Origin of the sequence: Bacillus sp. SH5-2 (assembly GCF_008368905.1) — a bacterium.
GTDB classification, from domain to species: Bacteria; Bacillota; Bacilli; order Bacillales; family Bacillaceae_G; genus Bacillus_A; species Bacillus_A luti.
In genome coordinates this window covers 111392-129120 of record NZ_QOSD01000012.1, presented here as the reverse complement: position 1 = coordinate 129120, position 17729 = coordinate 111392, and the positions used below count along the sequence as shown (strand labels likewise).

At 37.3% G+C, this 17729-nt stretch carries 18 protein-coding genes; 9 read left to right on the top strand and 9 right to left on the bottom strand.

What is annotated here, in order from left to right; genetic code table 11:
* Positions 1–110: 110 nt before the first annotated feature.
* Together DN410_RS10005 and DN410_RS10000 are read left to right on the top strand one after the other, a co-directional pair.
* Complete coding sequence (locus tag DN410_RS10005) at positions 111–866, top strand: diguanylate cyclase domain-containing protein (protein WP_149176368.1); 756 nt, start codon at positions 111–113, stop codon at positions 864–866.
* Positions 863–2164 carry a glycosyltransferase family 2 protein gene (locus DN410_RS10000; RefSeq protein WP_149176367.1) on the top strand — a complete coding sequence of 434 codons (1302 nt, stop codon included), beginning with the start codon at positions 863–865 and terminating at the stop codon, positions 2162–2164. Before DN410_RS10005 ends, DN410_RS10000 begins: the two co-directional genes overlap by 4 nt.
* A gap of 143 nt (positions 2165–2307) precedes the next feature.
* Here DN410_RS10000 and DN410_RS28395 read toward each other — a convergent pair whose 3' ends face one another.
* Both DN410_RS28395 and opuD read right to left on the bottom strand, forming a co-directional pair.
* Complete coding sequence (locus tag DN410_RS28395; protein WP_000833067.1) at positions 2308–2442, bottom strand: hypothetical protein; 135 nt, start codon at positions 2440–2442, stop codon at positions 2308–2310.
* Positions 2443–2724: 282 nt separating this feature from the next.
* Positions 2725–4242 (bottom strand): glycine betaine transporter OpuD, encoded by a 1518-nt coding sequence (opuD, locus tag DN410_RS09995; RefSeq protein WP_149176366.1) that lies wholly within the window; start codon positions 4240–4242, stop codon positions 2725–2727.
* 676 nt (positions 4243–4918) lie between these two features.
* Between opuD and DN410_RS09985 the strand changes: the two genes are divergently transcribed.
* From DN410_RS09985 to DN410_RS09970, 4 genes are all read left to right on the top strand, one after another.
* Positions 4919–5797 (top strand): cell wall-binding protein EntA, encoded by an 879-nt coding sequence (locus tag DN410_RS09985; protein WP_149176364.1) that lies wholly within the window; start codon positions 4919–4921, stop codon positions 5795–5797.
* A 79-nt stretch (positions 5798–5876) separates the two neighbouring features.
* Positions 5877–6179: a DUF3910 family protein gene (locus DN410_RS09980; RefSeq protein ID WP_149176363.1), complete on the top strand. Its 303-nt coding sequence runs from the start codon at positions 5877–5879 to the stop codon at positions 6177–6179.
* Between the two features lie 120 nt (positions 6180–6299).
* Positions 6300–7919, top strand: coding sequence for an SWIM zinc finger family protein (locus DN410_RS09975; protein ID WP_149176362.1), 1620 nt, complete (start codon positions 6300–6302; stop codon positions 7917–7919).
* Positions 7903–10659 carry a DEAD/DEAH box helicase gene (locus DN410_RS09970; RefSeq protein WP_149176361.1) on the top strand — a complete coding sequence of 919 codons (2757 nt, stop codon included), beginning with the start codon at positions 7903–7905 and terminating at the stop codon, positions 10657–10659. Before DN410_RS09975 ends, DN410_RS09970 begins: the two co-directional genes overlap by 17 nt.
* Before the next feature lie 31 nt (positions 10660–10690).
* Here DN410_RS09970 and DN410_RS09965 read toward each other — a convergent pair whose 3' ends face one another.
* Positions 10691–11173, bottom strand: coding sequence for a VanZ family protein (locus DN410_RS09965; RefSeq protein ID WP_149176360.1), 483 nt, complete (start codon positions 11171–11173; stop codon positions 10691–10693).
* Positions 11174–11283: 110 nt separating this feature from the next.
* On the opposite strand from DN410_RS09965, the gene DN410_RS09960 reads away from it, so the two are divergent.
* Together DN410_RS09960 and DN410_RS09955 are read left to right on the top strand one after the other, a co-directional pair.
* The gene (locus tag DN410_RS09960) at positions 11284–11508 is read left to right on the top strand and encodes a DUF1659 domain-containing protein (protein ID WP_149176359.1); all 225 of its coding nucleotides are present in this window, start codon (positions 11284–11286) and stop codon (positions 11506–11508) included.
* A 90-nt stretch (positions 11509–11598) separates the two neighbouring features.
* Positions 11599–11814, top strand: coding sequence for a DUF2922 domain-containing protein (locus DN410_RS09955; RefSeq protein WP_149176358.1), 216 nt, complete (start codon positions 11599–11601; stop codon positions 11812–11814).
* Positions 11815–11982: 168 nt separating this feature from the next.
* Here DN410_RS09955 and DN410_RS09950 read toward each other — a convergent pair whose 3' ends face one another.
* Positions 11983–12381, bottom strand: a complete 399-nt coding sequence (locus DN410_RS09950) for a DUF4359 domain-containing protein (protein WP_000747728.1) — start codon at positions 12379–12381, stop codon at positions 11983–11985.
* A 192-nt stretch (positions 12382–12573) separates the two neighbouring features.
* On the opposite strand from DN410_RS09950, the gene DN410_RS09945 reads away from it, so the two are divergent.
* Positions 12574–13083 (top strand): competence protein ComK, encoded by a 510-nt coding sequence (locus DN410_RS09945; protein WP_149176357.1) that lies wholly within the window; start codon positions 12574–12576, stop codon positions 13081–13083.
* Between the two features lie 55 nt (positions 13084–13138).
* Here DN410_RS09945 and DN410_RS09940 read toward each other — a convergent pair whose 3' ends face one another.
* From DN410_RS09940 to DN410_RS09920, 5 genes are all read right to left on the bottom strand, one after another.
* Positions 13139–13609, bottom strand: coding sequence for a sigma-70 family RNA polymerase sigma factor (locus DN410_RS09940; protein WP_149176356.1), 471 nt, complete (start codon positions 13607–13609; stop codon positions 13139–13141).
* Positions 13610–13827: 218 nt separating this feature from the next.
* A complete protein-coding gene (gene yknW, locus DN410_RS09935) occupies positions 13828–14529 on the bottom strand; it encodes a YknW family membrane protein (protein WP_149176355.1) in 702 nt (233 codons plus the stop codon).
* A 126-nt stretch (positions 14530–14655) separates the two neighbouring features.
* Positions 14656–15858: an ABC transporter permease gene (locus tag DN410_RS09930; protein ID WP_149176354.1), complete on the bottom strand. Its 1203-nt coding sequence runs from the start codon at positions 15856–15858 to the stop codon at positions 14656–14658.
* Entirely contained in the window at positions 15855–16535 is a 681-nt protein-coding gene (locus DN410_RS09925) for an ABC transporter ATP-binding protein (RefSeq protein WP_149176353.1), read from the bottom strand. Before DN410_RS09925 ends, DN410_RS09930 begins: the two co-directional genes overlap by 4 nt.
* Positions 16532–17725: an efflux RND transporter periplasmic adaptor subunit gene (locus tag DN410_RS09920; RefSeq protein WP_149176352.1), complete on the bottom strand. Its 1194-nt coding sequence runs from the start codon at positions 17723–17725 to the stop codon at positions 16532–16534. Before DN410_RS09920 ends, DN410_RS09925 begins: the two co-directional genes overlap by 4 nt.
* Positions 17726–17729: the final 4 nt, after the last annotated feature.

The window sequence follows — 17729 nt, the reverse complement described above, 5'->3', positions numbered from 1 at the left end:
AAGGATATTACTTATTATTGTTCTATTTGAAAGGATTTATAGTCTAATTCTTAATAATTGCACATACTACAAGTGTCCTTGTATGAATTACCTTTAAGGAGGAAAGATTTGTGAAAGATAAGTTCTATAAAATCCTATCTATGTGGATTTTACAAATTGTATTTTATTTTACTACTGTACATGTAACGAAATATGAGCATGCGCTCATTTTTACAATTATATATGTAATTGCAAATGTACTATTCCTATTCTTAGCTGATAAAACAGCATTTGTTTTCTTCATACTCGGAACGATTCTTTCCGTGTTCTATTTATTTTATGAAGCATGGCTTTACTTATGGAGTACATCAGATCAATGGGAATATATTATTACCCACTTCCTGATGGCAGCTAACTTCTTCATTGTTTATATATCAACCCACTTATTAAAAAAGGCCATTCACGAAAATAGAAATTTAACTGCACGCGTGAAAGAGTTAGAACAATACATTGGAGAATCGAAACTATTAACAAGACAAGAATTTGAAAGACGACAAGCATTAATAACGACTGCAATGAAGCGTCGTAATGAAACAGGCATTATTATTTATTTCGATTTCACTTCCTTTAGCAAGTATACGAAAGAAAGTGTTATGGATCGTGTCGCCTCCTTATTAGTTGAAACAGTGCGAACTGACTTTGACCTCGTTGCCGAGTATGACAGCAACACATTAGTCATTTTATTACAAAATACAAATGATGCCGGTGCAGATATCGTAATGAACCGTCTACAGCCAAAAATGGAGCAATGGCTTGCCCATCAAGCAATTCAAGACATTAAAATGACGCGTGAACACATTGCAACAAAAGGACCGACAGTATTATGATGACACTCGTTATGCTCCTACTATTTATTTTGTTTTGTTTACTTGTCTTTTGGATTAGCATTACATTCTCCATTAAGTATGTATTAATCTTTACAGCTTTTCTATTCTCGGGCTTACTCGTTTACTACTCGTTCTTAACAATCGCTGGCTTAGTTCACCGAAATAGTAAACGAAAAGATCGTACACTGGAACATTATCCGAGCGTCGATATTTTAATACCCGCTCATAACGAAGGTGTCGTAATTAAAGATACATTAGAAGCAATGGCAAAGATTGAATATCCAGGAAAACTAACCGTTTATTTATTAAACGATAACTCGCAAGACGAAACACCTGAAATTGGTGATGACTTTGACAACGCTTATGCTCACATTCGGCACATTCGTGTCCCACCTGGTGAACCGAAAGGGAAATCACGTGTATTAAACTACGGTCTTAGCATTTCCGATGGTGAATATTTCTGTGTTTACGATGCAGATAATCAACCTGAACCACATGCTCTACGAATGCTTGTAGAACACGCTGAAACAATCGAGGATGCTGTTGGTGCTGTTGGACACGTTCGTACAGTAAACGAAAAAAGAAACTGGCTAACGCGAATGATTTCACTAGAGTTTCAAATCTTCCAGCTCCTTATGCAATCTGGACGTTGGTTATTGTTCCAAACAGGTTCACTAACAGGAACGAATATGCTTCTACGTCGCTCTGCACTAGAAGAGCTTGGTGGCTATGATCCTTATGCCATTGCAGAAGATGCTGAGTTAACATTACGAATTACACAAAAAGGCTATCTCTTACCAATCGTCCCAGAATCGGTTACATGGGAACAAGAACCTGAGCATTTAAAAATTCTTATTAAACAACGTACACGTTGGCTCCAAGGAAATTTATACATTTTAGAAAAGATGTTTTCTTCCTTAAGTTTCTTTAAAGGAAAACTCCTTGTCCATTCCTTACAGCAAGTTTTAGTATATGTCGTATTTTGGCTATTCCTAATCATTTCAAACGTTTGGTTTATAATCGGGCTACTTGGGATATTCCAAATTCAATATAGCATTCCGCTACTATTTATGTGGTACGTCGCATATGTTACATATGTTTCGCAATTATTTAGTGCGCAAAGTGTCGAACGGACCTTTACACCAACTAATATTTTTATTAGTGTCATCATGTACTTTACGTACGCACAGCTCTTTACGTACTTATTTATTCGTAGCTTAATCTTATACTTACGTGCAAAGAGCAAGAAACAAGTCATTGGCTGGGATAAAACAGTTCGATTTAAAAAAGACAAATAAAAATAAGCACAGAGCGCCGTAAGCTCTGTGCTTATTTATTGCCGTATAAATTATATATCAGACAATACCCCTTAGCTGAAAGTAATTTCACGTCCATCCCCCAACGAACGATCGACCTTCATTTATATACGAAAAAGTGATTGCTATTTTTGTAGAACCAATTGCTTCTCTTGCTGTTCTTTGCGCGTTTCAGTCTTAGGTTCCGTGCTTTCTTGGACACTACGATGTGCCACACGTTTCAAACAAATATGCTTCCACTTTCTTTCGTAACGTTTCATTATTCTAGATGTCCCCCTTGAATACGCTTTAAAACTATTTGAAATCGCTTACAGGAAATAATATAGCACATATACATAAACGTGACAACACATTTCCGACAATTTTTTGTCAAAAATGTGAATAGAGTTTGTAAAATATCGAACATTGTCGAAATATATCGTTTTTTCTTTATATAAAAGGCATACTACTTATATAGTGTAGTACTTTATTTCCCTTACTTACAGTTCGAGTTTCTTCTATATAAAAAAGAGCTGATATAAAAATCAGCTCTTTTCCTTCTATTATTTATGTCGCTTCATACGCCCTTCTTTTTGTAACTCTTTAAATAATGATGCCATCATAAAGAAAATAACAAAAACGAACGGGAACGCTGCAATGATAGCTGCCGTTTGCAATGCTTCTAATCCACCAACATATAATAGGATAGAAGCTAGCGCGGCTAGAACGATACCCCAAACTAATTTAATACGGTTTGGCGGATTTAAACTACCATGTGTCGTTAACATTCCTAGAACGAATGTCGCAGAATCTGCAGATGTAATAAAGAATGTAGAAATAAGAAGAATAGCTAGAATAGATAAAGCTGATCCAAAGCTTCCCATTTGATCAAACATAGCGAATAATCCTACTTCTGTTCCCATCTCTTTCACTTTGTCAAAGATATGTGCATCACCAAACAGTTCCATATGAATACCAGTTCCGCCGAAAACAGAGAACCAAAGCGCACCAATTACGGTCGGTACGAGTAACACACCGATAACAAACTCACGAATTGTACGCCCTCGTGAAACGCGAGCAATAAACGTACCTACGAATGGTGACCATGCAATCCACCACGCCCAATAGAAAATTGTCCATGACTGAATCCATTGATTTCCGCCTTCATCTAATGGACTTAATCGGAAACTCATACTTGGCAACTCCTGAATGTAAGAACCAATTGTTGAAGTGAAGTAATTCATAATAAAGTTTGTTGGACCTGCAAACAATACAATAATCATAAGTGCAAATGCCAAAATAATATTCGCATTACTTAAATATTTAATTCCTTTATCAAGACCTGTTTGCGCAGATAACATGAAAAGAACAGTTACGATTGCAATAATAACAAGCTGTGTCGGTAAGGAGTTCGGGATAGATGTTAAATAACTAACACCACCTGCAATTTGTTTCGCGCCAAGACCTAATGATGTCGCAACACCAAACACCGTCGCGAAAACAGCTAACACATCAAATGAATGAGCAATACGCCCATGTTCCCCGCCTTTAAATAACGGACCTACTGTCGCACTAATTGTACTTGCTTTTCCTTTTCTAAAAGTAAAGTAAGCAATACATAACGCTACAAACGCATATAGTCCCCACGGATGTAATCCCCAATGGAAAAATGAGAAACGCAGTGCAAGACGCGCACTTTCCTCAGTTGCTCCTTCTCCAAACGGAGGTGCATACAAATGATTTAATGGTTCGGCAACGCCCCAGAAAACTAAGCCGATACCCATACCAGCACTAAATAACATAGCAAACCATGTCATATAACTATAATCAGGTTCGTCATCATCTTTACCTAAACGAATAGAACCGTATTTCGAGACAATTAAAAAGATAGACACACCTAAGATAATAGAAACAGAAATAATATAAAACCAGCCAAACTTACTAACTAATGCAGTTTGAATTGCGGTTGTTACATTTCCTAGGCTACCTTTTCCAATAATAGATTCGGGAATAATCCCCCAAATTGTAAATGCAATACATAATGTTAATGATACGATGAATGTTTTTGTCAGTTTCCTCATCAAATCCCCCTTCGTAGGTTTCACTTTTGTAAATAACATAAATTCCGATATGTTAAATCGGATAGAAAACTATAAATTTTGCGGTGATTTTCGTTCAACTCTCTTACTTTCACCTTCACCAATTAGAATTCTGATGGACAGCCTTACCTTCCGTATAACCTTTTCACTCTGCAAGAGCTCCAAGATAGAAATACTGCTGTCAAATTGTGCGAGAAAAATGCGGATGGGAATGTATTTTCCCAAAAAAGGATGTGTTACAGATGTAAAAAAGGGCATTTTTCTTCCTTGCAACCCTTTCTTCTTGTAACAATTATGCGGTTTTTTTGCTAGTATATAGCACATGTTTATAGATTCACAAACGAAATGTTTATGTTTATATAACTATATTACCCATAAAACGGTAAAATACTCAAGGAATGTAATCGTTTAGTAAACATTATGTAACACTCTCGTAATATTTTTATTTACGCCGAAAACAATATGTTGTATTAAATATTTTGAATATAACTAGAAACCTAATAATCACCTAGAGTGAAAAACGCTTTCCTATATTTTTTGCTATATTACAGGATATTAACGACTTATTACGAATGGTTTGTAATTGTGTGTTTTCCCCAAATCCGAAAAAATCTGTTGCTATAATGAGGACACGAAAACAAACGCAATGGAGGCTATCATGAAAAAATTAATTGGTATAGCAACAGCAGCAGTTTTTGGTCTTGGGATTTTCACATCATCTGCCAATGCAGAAACTGTTGTAACAACAGACGTATTAAACGTACGCGAAAACCCTACTATGGAATCAAAAGTTGTCGGTAAATTACTAAACGGTAATAAAATAGATGTTCAAAATACAGAGAACGGATGGTCAAAAATCACTTTAGATGGTAAAGACGCATTCGTAAGTGCAGAGTTCACAAAAAGCATCTACTACGTAACAGCTAACGTATTAAACGTACGTGCTGAAGCGAACACAAACTCAGAAATTCTTGGGACGCTTAAGAAAGACGATATGATCGAAACAACGAACCAAGTACAAAACGAGTGGTTACAATTTGAATATAACGGGAAAACAGCTTATGTTCACGTTCCTTTCTTAACAGGTACAGCACCTGTTATTGAGAAACAAGAACAACCTGCTCCTGCTAAAACTGTAGCACCAGCTAAAGCTCAAGCACCTGCAGCACAAGCAAAACCAGCTGCTAAGCCTGCTGTGAAAGCTGCTGAAACTAGCGAACCTTCTGGTGGTCGTGAGTTAACAGTTGTAGCTACAGCATATACAGCTCACCCGAGCGAGAACGGTGGCACATATGGCGGCCGCGTATTAACTGCAATGGGTCATGACTTAACAGCGAATCCAAATATGAAAATGATTGCTGTTGACCCGAAAGTAATCCCATTAGGATCTAAAGTATGGGTTGAAGGTTATGGAGAAGCTATCGCTGGAGATACTGGCGGTGCAATTAAAGGTAACCGTATCGACATTCTACTTGGATCAGATAGTGCTGCCCAAAAATGGGGACGCAAAACTGTTAAAGTGAAAATTTTAAAATAACCAATGACTGCTACAGCCAGTTCTCTTTGTTGAGAACTGGCTTTTATTTTTTTATAATACATATAAGGAGGTTACACCCATGAATATACAAGCAAAAGTAGACTGGATCGGTACACCAAAACCGTATATATATAAAGATGAAGTCACATATGACGCTACTTCCATTGACTTCTCACTCGCTGGCGATGACAATCGCTATAAATTAATTGTGCTCGACCATGAAGGAAATACACATTACAAAATTGTCCAATATGGAATCAAACCAGGCTCACAAAAGCCTTTTCCCATCGACATACCATTCGAAGAAAACATGTTACCTATTACAAAACAAATATTACATGATCCATATGTAAAAGCGGTATTGCAGGAATCGCGCTCTTAATTACAAAAAAGGATGTTGCCTAGCAACATCCTTTTTTGTAATTCAAATTTCATTTTTTCTGTTTTGAGCATTTTTTGTTTATAATGGTAGAGGAAAGAAATCTGTGTACGGAGGAATATTATGCTGCAACACTCAATTACGAAAGATGAAATTATGATGATTGCGAATGAGTTCGTTCAAGGACTAGATCCACAGCAAACGGCTGATCAGGAACATGTCGCTACAGCTCGGCACCTATATCGTAGTGGTGTTGTCTATAACGTTGACTTTGATGGTTATACGCTATCAGGAACTGTAGATGCGGAAGGCAGTGTATATAGCGTTCACATTCCGATTCGTAATGTCGCTGAAAGCTATTGCGATTGCTTCGCACCAACACAATGTGAGCATATGCTAGCTGTGTTACTATCTGCAGCGTCTAGTTTCGGGCAAGTAGGGGATGTATTAACTTTATTTAAAAATAATACGAAACCTTCCCTTCCTCCTATTCGAACTGCAAGACAAGTATTGCAATCATCAGCTTTTGAAGAAACGGATTATAAAAGTTGGCAATCGTATTTCGATAAAGAATATGATGCATTTAAAAAAGAACAAGCGCGGCTTACTTATAAACAAATGTATTTTCTTATGAGTATCTTTACGGACTTCTATACGAAACTTGAGCGAAAAGCTCCGCGCGTCATTGCGATACATGAATTATTCCGCCTACACGCGGCACTTTATTGCTTTCAAAAATTGTTAGAAGAAATTCAGGCATTTGAAGTAAACAAAACGTATTCTTATCATCAGCCTGTTAACGTCGTTCGGTTATTTGTAGATAAAGTGGAATCTATCGTTCGGGACTTACAATCAGAAGCGATTCCTCCTGATTCGGAATCAATTTTGCAAGAAACAGCTCGTCTCATTCACGAAGTATTCTTCTCGACCGACTCTTATACACAAGAACGATATTTCATTTATCGTCACATATGGAGTGAACTCTTAAACAATAAAGAGCAACTGCAAGAGGAAGAAAAACGAATTGATACGAAAATCAATCCACTTTCCAAAGCATTAGCATCTTCTCATCTACTCTTTTTAAATGAAGAAGACCAATTAGCAATGGACTTACTAAAAAAACAGCCCGCTTCTGTTGTAAGTCTGTATTTCTATTGGTTAGAAGAGCTATTAAGTGCCATGCAGTGGGCTCGTGCGAAAAACTGGCTTTCCTTTACGTACAAACAAGTAAAGGAAACAATACATGAACATGAAAATACAATCTTCATAAAAGATATCGTTCGGTTATTTGTAATCATGTATGAAACATATGCAACACATACAAATGAACAAGCTGGATTCGAAATGATTTTACAAGAACTCCTGCCGTATAGTTTCGCAAACTATGAACAATACGTACTCGCAAAGAAACAGTATCGTACATGGGCAGAACTTCATCTCTTATATGGGTTTGAAGCAATTGAACTGTTAAAGGAACCGCTGAAAGATATTGAAAAAGAAGCGCCGGAAGCAGCACTTCCTCTTTATCATCTTGCTACCGTAGAGGCAATTGAAGAGCGAAATCGTAAATCATATAGACGTGCAGTTCGTTACTTAAAGAAATTACGTACATTATATAAACGATTAAAACGTACAGACGAATGGGACGCTTTCATTATTCACATCGCCAATCTACATTCACGTCTGCGTGCACTACAAGAGGAATTACGGAAAGGAAAATTAATCGATGATCAATCAAACTGAAGTAACAATTAGGCTCCAGCACATTAGTCAAGGTTGGTTCCTTTGGGGAGAAGATGACAGCGGTACTCCATTATCCGTAACAAGTTGGAAACAAAATGCATTTACATGGCACTCTACTTCTTTCTACGGTACATTTCTAAAAGAAGCGACCTTTGAAGGAAAACAAGGCGTTATACTAACAAATGCACAAGCATTTGAATACATCGCAAACAAACCGATGAACTCCTTTGCACATATTCAAATGAACGGTCCTATTACAGCTCTTACGAAAGATGCAAATGAATTATGGGATACTTTCACAAGCGGTAGCTTCGTACCCGATATGGAGCGTTGGCCCAAACAGCCATCTTGGAAAGTTCAAAATAGACCAATCGAAGATGAAACATTAGCATCTCTATTCTCAGCGGCGGTAAATGAAAGCATATTACAAGATAACCGCTCAAATGACGGCTGGGAAGATGCAAAAAGGCTATATGAACATTATGACTTTACGAAAAGACAGCTGGAAACCGCACTACATGAAGAAGATTGGCTTCGAAAAATTGGTTATATTGAAGATGATCTTCCGTTTACAGTCGGTCTAAGACTACAAGAACCGCAAGAAGAATTTGAAATGTGGAAGCTTGAGACGATTGTTACACCAAAGCGTGGAGCTCATCGCATATATGTATATGAAACCATCGATTCCTTACCGAAAAGATGGCACGATTATGAAGAGCGTGTTACCGAAACACAAGAAGGTTTTAGTAAGCTCGTACCGTGGCTAAAAGAAGATGATACGTTCCGAAACGAACTCTTTGAAACAGAAGCGTGGAACTTCTTAACAGAAGCAAGTAACGAATTACTCGCAGCTGGTATTACGATTTTACTACCATCATGGTGGCAAAATTTAAAAGCAACAAAACCAAAATTACGTGTTCAGCTGAAGCAAAATGCCACGCAAACACAATCTTTCTTCGGCATGAATACACTCGTTAATTTTGACTGGCGCATTTCAACGAACGGCATTGATTTGTCAGAAAGCGAATTTTTCGAGCTTGTTGAGCAAAACAAACGGTTATTCAATATAAACGGTCAATGGATGCGACTAGATCCAGCCTTTATTGAAGAAGTAAGAAAACTCATGAGCCGCGCCGATAAATATGGACTAGAAATGAAAGATGTCCTTCAGCAACATCTTTCAAATACGGCTGAAACAGAAATTGTAGAAGAGGATAGTCCATTTACGGATATTGAAATTGAACTAGACGGATATTATGAAGAATTATTCCAAAAGCTCTTACACATTGGCGATATCCCAAAAGTAGATGTCCCTTCTTCACTGAATGCAACACTCCGCCCGTATCAACAACACGGCATTGAGTGGCTATTATATTTACGAAAACTTGGATTTGGGGCATTATTAGCCGATGATATGGGGCTTGGAAAAAGTATTCAAACGATTACTTACTTACTATATGCAAAAGAAAACAATCTCAAAACAGGCCCTGCATTAATCGTAGCGCCGACATCCGTTCTTGGGAATTGGCAAAAAGAATTTGAGCGTTTCGCACCGAATTTACGTGTTCAATTACATTACGGAAGTAACCGAGATAAGGGAGATTCATTTAAAGATTTCCTTCAATCGGCAGATGTTGTATTAACTTCTTATGCATTAGCTCAACTCGATGAGGAAGAACTGACTTCGTTATGCTGGGACGCTGTTATTTTGGATGAAGCACAAAATATTAAGAATCCGCATACGAAACAGTCAAAAGCAGTACGAAACTTGCAGGCAAACCATAAAATCGCTCTAACCGGTACGCCGATGGAAAATCGACTCGCCGAACTTTGGTCCATTTTCGACTTTATTAATCATGGATACCTCGGAAGCTTAGGTCAATTCCAACGTCGTTTCGTCACACCGATTGAAAAAGACCGTGATGAAGGAAAAATCCAACAAGTTCAACGTTTTATCTCACCATTTTTACTGCGCCGAACGAAGAAAGATCAAACAGTCGCATTAAACTTACCAGATAAACTAGAACAGAAAGCTTATTGCCCTCTTACTGGAGAGCAAGCTTCCTTATATGAACAACTTGTTCAAGATACATTACAAAACGTAGAAGGATTAAGTGGGATTGAGCGCCGTGGATTTATATTACTTATGCTGAACAAGCTAAAACAAATTTGTAACCATCCGGCTCTTTATTTAAAAGAAGAAGAACCACAAAATGTCGTTGAACGCTCTATGAAAACAAAAACGTTAATGGAGCTCATCGAAAATATAAAAGATCAAAATGAAAGTTGTCTCATCTTCACGCAATACATTGGCATGGGAAACATGCTAAAACGTGTGTTAGAAGAAAACTTCAGTCAGCGCGTCCTCTTCTTAAACGGTAGTGTACCGAAGAAAGAACGGGATAAAATGATTGAGCAGTTCCAAAACGGAACGTATGATATTTTCATTCTATCATTAAAGGCTGGCGGAACAGGCTTAAACTTAACTGCTGCCAACCATGTTATTCACTATGATCGTTGGTGGAATCCAGCTGTAGAAAATCAAGCAACGGACCGTGCATATCGCATTGGTCAAAAACGATTCGTTCATGTTCATAAACTCATTACTACAGGAACGTTAGAAGAGAAAATTGATGAAATGTTAGAACGAAAACAATCATTAAACAACGCTGTCATCACAAGCGATAGTTGGATGACTGAACTATCGACAGACGAATTAAAAGAATTACTTGGTGTATAAACATAAAAAAGGAGCTAATCTCTAAATGAGATTAGCTCCTTTTTCTATGCCAAAACCAATTGCTTATTATAATTCCTGTTAACCCGCCGCACGTATCTAGCAATGAGTCTTGCCACATTGGTGTACGATCTCCTGTAAACGATTGATGAATTTCATCAAATGTTGCATACCCCGCAACGAAAAGGAGAGCGTATATAAAGCACCTTTTTTTCGAATAACCCGATCGATAAAAAGCGTAATACGTCAATGAACCAAGCATGAAGAACACCATAAAATGAGCGCCTTTACGAAGGAAAAACTCAACAAATCCGCCTACACCTTTATTTTCAATACTAACAGGTGTACCTCCGCCATAATCGATAGATACCCATGAAAAATGCTCTTTCACAAATTCAACATTTATATATTGCTCAATATCTGAGCGCATATCCTGCTTTTTATACGGTTGTGCTGAAGAATAGAAAATCAGCCCCATCCATAGTAATACAGGAATCCAAAATAATTTACGATTCATTCTTCCGAAACTCCTCTCCTAGTCTTTTAAGAGTACCAAAAAAAAAATAAAATTTCACGCCCAAACATGACATTTCAGCCCTATTTATAAAGTGAAAGGGGGTGATAAATATGGCAGTTGAAACAATCGTAATGGATTTAACACTACGTCTTGTATTAAACAACGGATTAGATAAGAACGGCAAAACAGTTTTTAAGAACAAACAATTTAAGGGTGTGAAAACAAACGCAAACTTAGAGCAAGTACACAACGTAGCACGTGCTCTTGCCTCATTACAAGAATCATCACTTCACGCTGTACAGCTTGTAAGCATATCAGATCTTTCTAACCTATAAAGTGAAACTTTAATCAGTGGGGGCATCCCCACTGATTATTAGCCCGCACCAATCGGACGTTTACGTGATAAATACAAAGGAGGAAAACATATGCAAGTACTAGAATTAATTTTCGCGAAAGAAAATGGAAAAACAGTAGTTTTTTCTATTGAGAAGCCCATCACACCCATCAATACACAAGTCGTATCTCAAGTAATGGATACCATTCTTGCCTCATCCGTATTTTCATCAATTGATGAAAACACTCGAAAAAAAGGAGCACGTCTCGTAGAAAAAAATGTCTCTGAAGTTCCAATTACGCTATAAAGTGAAACTTTAATCAGTGGGGGGTTCATCCCCACTGATTATTAGCCCGCACCAATCGGGCATTTACGGGCAGTTGATCTCCACCTAACTTCTTTTCTCCAGCCGAATTTTGAGAGAGGTGTCTTACTGCCCGCAAATAGCGGGGCAAATGAAAAAGACGAATCTGCATCATTTTGCAGGTTCGTCTTTTTTCTTCGGCATTTCAATTGGGATAAAGATCTTTGAAACACCAACACAAACATATTTATAGTTTTCTCCGCCTAAATCAAACTCGGTCGTATATGTTGAGAAGAAAATATAATCATTCCGTTTTGTATAATGATCGATTAATAACCCAACTTGTGGCTCAACATACTTTTTCGCCAACTTCTTACCAGCCGATGCTAAATCGCCAAGGAGACCTTCTTCGTTCTCTTTTTGAACTTCATCTAGCTTCTTACTCACATCGTTACGTTTCATAAACTGCTTCGCTGCCCAGTCTGTATATTCTCCTTTACTCGGATTGCTATTTGCTAAATATACTAGGAGAACAACAACTAGAGCCATAATAATATACCTTTTCTTCATACTATCTCACCGCCTACTCTTTTCTATTTTCATATATATGTACAAGCGATGCAAATTAGAAAAACTATTACATATTGTATTGTAAACGAACAACCAAAATTTACAATACGAAACAAAAGATTAACATTTAATTTACTTAATTCATATATAATGATATTAATAACAATATTTTATAAAGGAGGACTTAGAATTATGGCTAATGATGAAAATGATATTTTTATTTCTAATTCTACAATGATGCTAGAGCCTTGCAAGCACCCTTACTATTGCACAACAATTATCGACAGTAGCGGTGATCATATACACTCCAGTCAAACTGCCATCCAACTCATAAAGAAATCTTGTCTAACGAATGTTCACTCTACTTATCAAGGCAGACGTAATGCAGTCCAAACGAATTTCAAATTCAAACAAAATGTCCCAATTCCAATTAACCATAGGGAATATATTTGCGCTTTCCCAACAGAATCTCCTTCTTCTCCAAACTGTATATGGTTATTTTACAACCATATAGATGACATAGAATTTTTCAAAAAGAGCAAACAAGCTACAATTTATTTTTCAAATGGTACTTCTACTACAATACACATCAGTCCCCATAAGTTAAAACAGCAAGTATTAAAAGCTGGATACGTACTATCACGTATGAACATGCAAGATTCACTACAATTTAAAAACCTCTTGTTGCATTTACTACCTTAAAATAACAAGTAGAATGGAAAGCAACATCTCTTGCCTTCCATTCTTATGTTAATATTTATCCTCTTAAACTATCTCGCATTTTCTCTAGTGCTTGCCGATATATCCATCTCACTTGATAAAATGTCATTTCTGTCTCTAAAGCGATTTCCCCTATCGTCTTCCCTACAAAAAAGTGTTCAAAAATAATATACTTCTCCTTCTCATCTAACACACTCATCAAATCTTTCGCTCTCATTTCAATATCTTCAAAATGGAAAATATCTTCATACTCTCCTACACATACATATCTTTCTTGCACAGTAGATTCTTTCTTCAATCTTTCTAATATATAACCACGCACGGTTACAAGTGCATATGCGGGGAAGAATCCCTTCTCCGCATCAAATCTTTCATATGCATACCAAAGACCGATTAAACCACATTGATAATACTCTTCATAATCTTGACGAATACCTAGCTTCTTTATTTGATTTACAATCATTCCTTCATACAACACAACTGCCTCTTTAAAAGTTGCTGGTTTCACACAGTACCCACTTCTAAAAGGTATACCTCTTTGTTATTCCGCCGGTACCTTCACAATATAAAAATAAAGAATAGAATTCACTGTGAGTAATTTCAAATATTGCTATCCAAATTTGAAATAGCACTAGGCAGAATCTGAAATTCAGCTGGCCATATTTGAAATAAGGGTAAAAATAAAAAAGGTGACTCTCGGAAGAGCCACCTTTTAGTCCAATCATATTATACCGGCAAACCAGGTAAAAACTTTGCCATCAATACAACAATCGCAGCTAAGAATACCGCCTTAATAATGAATAAAACGATAATTGGAATAGCTGCTTTCACTTTACTTAATCCTGCTGTAACTTGTAATCCTAACCAAATTAAAACTAAATTCCATAAATAGAACACTTCAATTGAATTAGCGATTCCATATGCAAGTGAGCCTTTCTCAAATAACGGACCTAAACTTGTATACGCAGTTGGTGCAGCACCTAAAATTAAAGCTATAATACCATTAATGAGTCCACCAATAATAACAATAATATCCGCGTATACAATAATCATTACTATTTTTTTATAAGAAGTATCATTCCCGTAAAACATCATAAACACTTTATAAATAGCTGCAACAACTAATGTTGCAATCATAACACCTACTATTCCCCATAGCGTACTAGAAATTAAATTTGATACAAGCGATCCCTGCTCTGCAAGTGCACCACCTAATTTCTTTTGCATTTCAATCATCTCAGGTGATGTATACGTAATATACGAATTTAAACCACCCACAAGTCCTTGTAATAGCGCCACTATGAAGAACAGACCCCAAACTTTCTCAGTCGTCTTCATTCTCTCAAACTGTAAACCAGGCGAAGTAATCATTCCAAACAATGATGGCTTCTCTCCGCCAGTTTTTTGTGTATTCACATTCGCTTCCATTATAACGCCTCCTTCTATTTATATAACCCGTTCTAACGGGCGGTTCACTTCCTCATATAGAGGCTACGAACCGCCCACTAGAACGGTAATTTGTAGTAGAGAATCTCCTCTCTACTACACTATTAATTACTCATAACGTAATGCTTCAATTGGATCTAATTTCGCAGCTTTGTTCGCTGGAATTAATCCAAAAATAATACCAAGTGTCATTGAGAACAGTACGCCTCCAACGACAACTTCCCATGAAACGAGTGGTGGCCATTTTGCAAATGTGGATACTATATATGCCCCGCCATATCCAAGACCAATTCCAATCAAACCACCTAGAAGCGTTAACATAACTGCTTCAATTAAAAACTGTAATAAAATTTTACTACGCGTTGCACCAAGTGCTTTACGTATCCCAATTTCGCGCGTACGCTCCGTTACAGATACGAGCATAATGTTCATAACACCAATACCACCAACGACTAATGAAATACCCGCGATACCACCGATAATCATCGTCATAATACCAGTTACCTTAGAAACATTTTCTTGGAATTCTTTTAAATTCACCAGTTCATATTTACCTGAAATTTCACTTGGCTTACGACTATTTAATACATCAACAGCTTGTTTCCCAGCTGCTTCTAAATCGTCTACATTTTTAGCTTGAATTGCGATATTTTGAATATCATCTGTTCCGAATAAAACAGGCCATAATGTAAGGGGGATTAATGCTTCTTCCATTTCAAATCCCATAAACTCATTATCAGATGTATACACACCAATAATTTGCATCGGTTGTCCTTTCATCTCAATAATTTGTCCTACTGGGTTTACGTCCTTAAATAACGTCTCTTCTGTTTTTGTACTAATCATCACAACGTTATTTGCATGAGTAATATCTGATTCACTTAAAGTACGTCCCTTTACGACCTTTACTTTATTTACTGCAAAATATTCATTATCAAGACCAATAACATTCAACCTTGCTTTTTTATCATTTACATCAATCGTCTCTGTCGTCGAATTTGTCGTAATAACATGTGAAACATCTTTCACTTGTTTTACTTCTAAAATATCCTCTTCCGTTAACTTTGGTATTTCAAATCCGCCTATAGCAAATTCATCATTAATATCTGGTTTAAATTGAATTGGCATAAGATTATTACCACCAGAACCTGCGAATTTCGACTTCAGCATCGCTTCCCCGCCTTGCCCAATTGCAACGACAGTAATAATAGAACCTACCCCGATAATAATACCGAGCATCGTAAGAGCTGAACGCAGTTTATGAGCTAAAATAGAAGATAGGGCAATTTTTATACTATCTAGTAAACTCATACCGCACACCTTCTATCTTCTGTAATTTTCCCATCTCGCAATACAATGCGGCGGGAAGAATACGCTGCTACTTCCTCTTCATGCGTAACCATAACAATTGTCGTACCTTCTGCATTAAGTTTCGTGAAAATATCCATAACTTGCTCCCCAGACTTCGTATCAAGCGCACCAGTCGGCTCATCGGCCATAATGAACGTTGGATTATTCGCAATCGCTCTTGCAATTGCGACACGCTGCTTCTGTCCACCTGACAATTCATTTGGTAAATGATGTACGCGGTCCGCTAATCCAACTTTACCTAATGCCTCTAAAGCACGCTTGCGACGCTCGGCTTTCTTTATGCCGCCATATACGAGCGGAAGCTCAACATTTTCGACTGCGGAAAGACGCGGAAGCAAATTAAAGTGCTGAAACACAAAACCGATATATTCATTACGAATTAAAGCAAGCTTTGACTCGTCTGCTGTTAAGATATTCACATCATTCAGCATATATTCGCCTTCTGTTGGACGATCTAAACAACCGATAATATTCATAAGCGTTGACTTACCAGAACCAGAGGGCCCCATAATCGAAACGAACTCACCGTCTTGAATCGTTAAACTAATACCGTGCAAAATCGGCACCGCCAATTTTCCTTGATAATACGTTTTAGCAATATGATTTAACGTAATCATTTCTCTTTCACTTCCATTCCGTCATACACATCGTCGGAAGGATTTTTAACCACCTTTTGCCCCACTGTTACGCCTTCAGTAATCTCTGTCCAGTCTCCATCAGTAGAACCTTTTTTCACATTTTGTTTACGAAGCTTCCCTTTATCCTCAACATAAACAAATGCATCACCGTCTTTTTCTACAATGCTCTTAGTCGGCACAGCAACCATCTTCTTATTCTCTAAATTCACTTGCAATGAAACGTGATAACCTGGAGATAAACCATCTTGACTATCAAGACTTGCTTTATATGTATATTGGGACATACTTTGAGTCGCTTCACCCATACCGCCTGCTTGCGCCATCTCTGCACTCGTTGGGAATTCACTTACCTCTGTAATTTTACCTGTCCACTTCTTCTTATTATTTGCTTTCGCAGTTACAGTAAATGTTTGATCCTTTTGAATTTGTGACTTTTGAAGCTCAGTTAACGTCCCTTGAACTTGGAATGGATCTTTAGAAGCCACTTGTAAGAAGGCTTTCCCTTGACCACCTAACGCTTGAGATGAACTTTGCGCCGCATCTTTATCTAACTTTTGAACAACACCAGCAAAGTTACTATAAATCGTAAGTTCTTTCTGCTTTTTACTTAACTCTTCTTTCTGCAACTTCCCTTTCTCTTTCTCAAGATCAGTTGTCTTTTGTGCTATCTCTAACTCACTTACTTGCTCTTCCATCGGATCTGTTACTTCTTTCCCAGCTCCACTATCTTTCGCTTTCTTAATTTCTTTCTTCAGCGAATCAATCTTCTTCTTCCCTTGATCATAACGCATATCTGCCATCTTCTGATCAAGCTCAGCTTGCTTCATTTGAAGATTAATCTCTTCATTATCATAAGAGAATAACTTCGTACCTTTCTCTACCTCTTGCCCTTCTTTTACCTCAATATCTTTCACTTTTCCTTTAGTCGGATCCGCATAAAAACTTTCAATATTCCCAGGTTTCACCTGACCAGAAATTAACTTCGTATTATTTAGCTTTCGCTCCGTTACTTTCTCAAAACTTACAGCATCAGCAGATGTTGATGCCCCCTTCTTCTTGCCTTGCATAATAAAAATATTAACTGCTGCTACAATAACAATTAGTGCAATAACCCCGATGATAATCCATTTCTTCTTCTTGTTTGGAGTACGAACCGTATTTGGTAACATATTC

Coding starts and splice junctions, on each gene's coding strand:
- DN410_RS09950 (WP_000747728.1), bottom strand. CDS start 12,381: ATGAAGAAAAGGTATATTATTATGGCTCTAGTTGTTGTTCTCCTAGTA.
- DN410_RS09945 (WP_149176357.1), top strand. CDS start 12,574: ATGGCTAATGATGAAAATGATATTTTTATTTCTAATTCTACAATGATG.
- DN410_RS28395 (WP_000833067.1), bottom strand. CDS start 2,442: ATGAAACGTTACGAAAGAAAGTGGAAGCATATTTGTTTGAAACGTGTG.
- DN410_RS09965 (WP_149176360.1), bottom strand. CDS start 11,173: ATGAATCGTAAATTATTTTGGATTCCTGTATTACTATGGATGGGGCTG.
- DN410_RS09960 (WP_149176359.1), top strand. CDS start 11,284: ATGGCAGTTGAAACAATCGTAATGGATTTAACACTACGTCTTGTATTA.
- DN410_RS09925 (WP_149176353.1), bottom strand. CDS start 16,535: ATGATTACGTTAAATCATATTGCTAAAACGTATTATCAAGGAAAATTG.
- opuD (WP_149176366.1), bottom strand. CDS start 4,242: ATGAGGAAACTGACAAAAACATTCATCGTATCATTAACATTATGTATT.
- DN410_RS09970 (WP_149176361.1), top strand. CDS start 7,903: ATGATCAATCAAACTGAAGTAACAATTAGGCTCCAGCACATTAGTCAA.
- DN410_RS09980 (WP_149176363.1), top strand. CDS start 5,877: ATGAATATACAAGCAAAAGTAGACTGGATCGGTACACCAAAACCGTAT.
- DN410_RS09930 (WP_149176354.1), bottom strand. CDS start 15,858: ATGAGTTTACTAGATAGTATAAAAATTGCCCTATCTTCTATTTTAGCT.
- DN410_RS09920 (WP_149176352.1), bottom strand. CDS start 17,725: ATGTTACCAAATACGGTTCGTACTCCAAACAAGAAGAAGAAATGGATT.
- DN410_RS09975 (WP_149176362.1), top strand. CDS start 6,300: ATGCTGCAACACTCAATTACGAAAGATGAAATTATGATGATTGCGAAT.
- DN410_RS09985 (WP_149176364.1), top strand. CDS start 4,919: ATGAAAAAATTAATTGGTATAGCAACAGCAGCAGTTTTTGGTCTTGGG.
- DN410_RS10000 (WP_149176367.1), top strand. CDS start 863: ATGATGACACTCGTTATGCTCCTACTATTTATTTTGTTTTGTTTACTT.
- DN410_RS09955 (WP_149176358.1), top strand. CDS start 11,599: ATGCAAGTACTAGAATTAATTTTCGCGAAAGAAAATGGAAAAACAGTA.
- yknW (WP_149176355.1), bottom strand. CDS start 14,529: ATGGAAGCGAATGTGAATACACAAAAAACTGGCGGAGAGAAGCCATCA.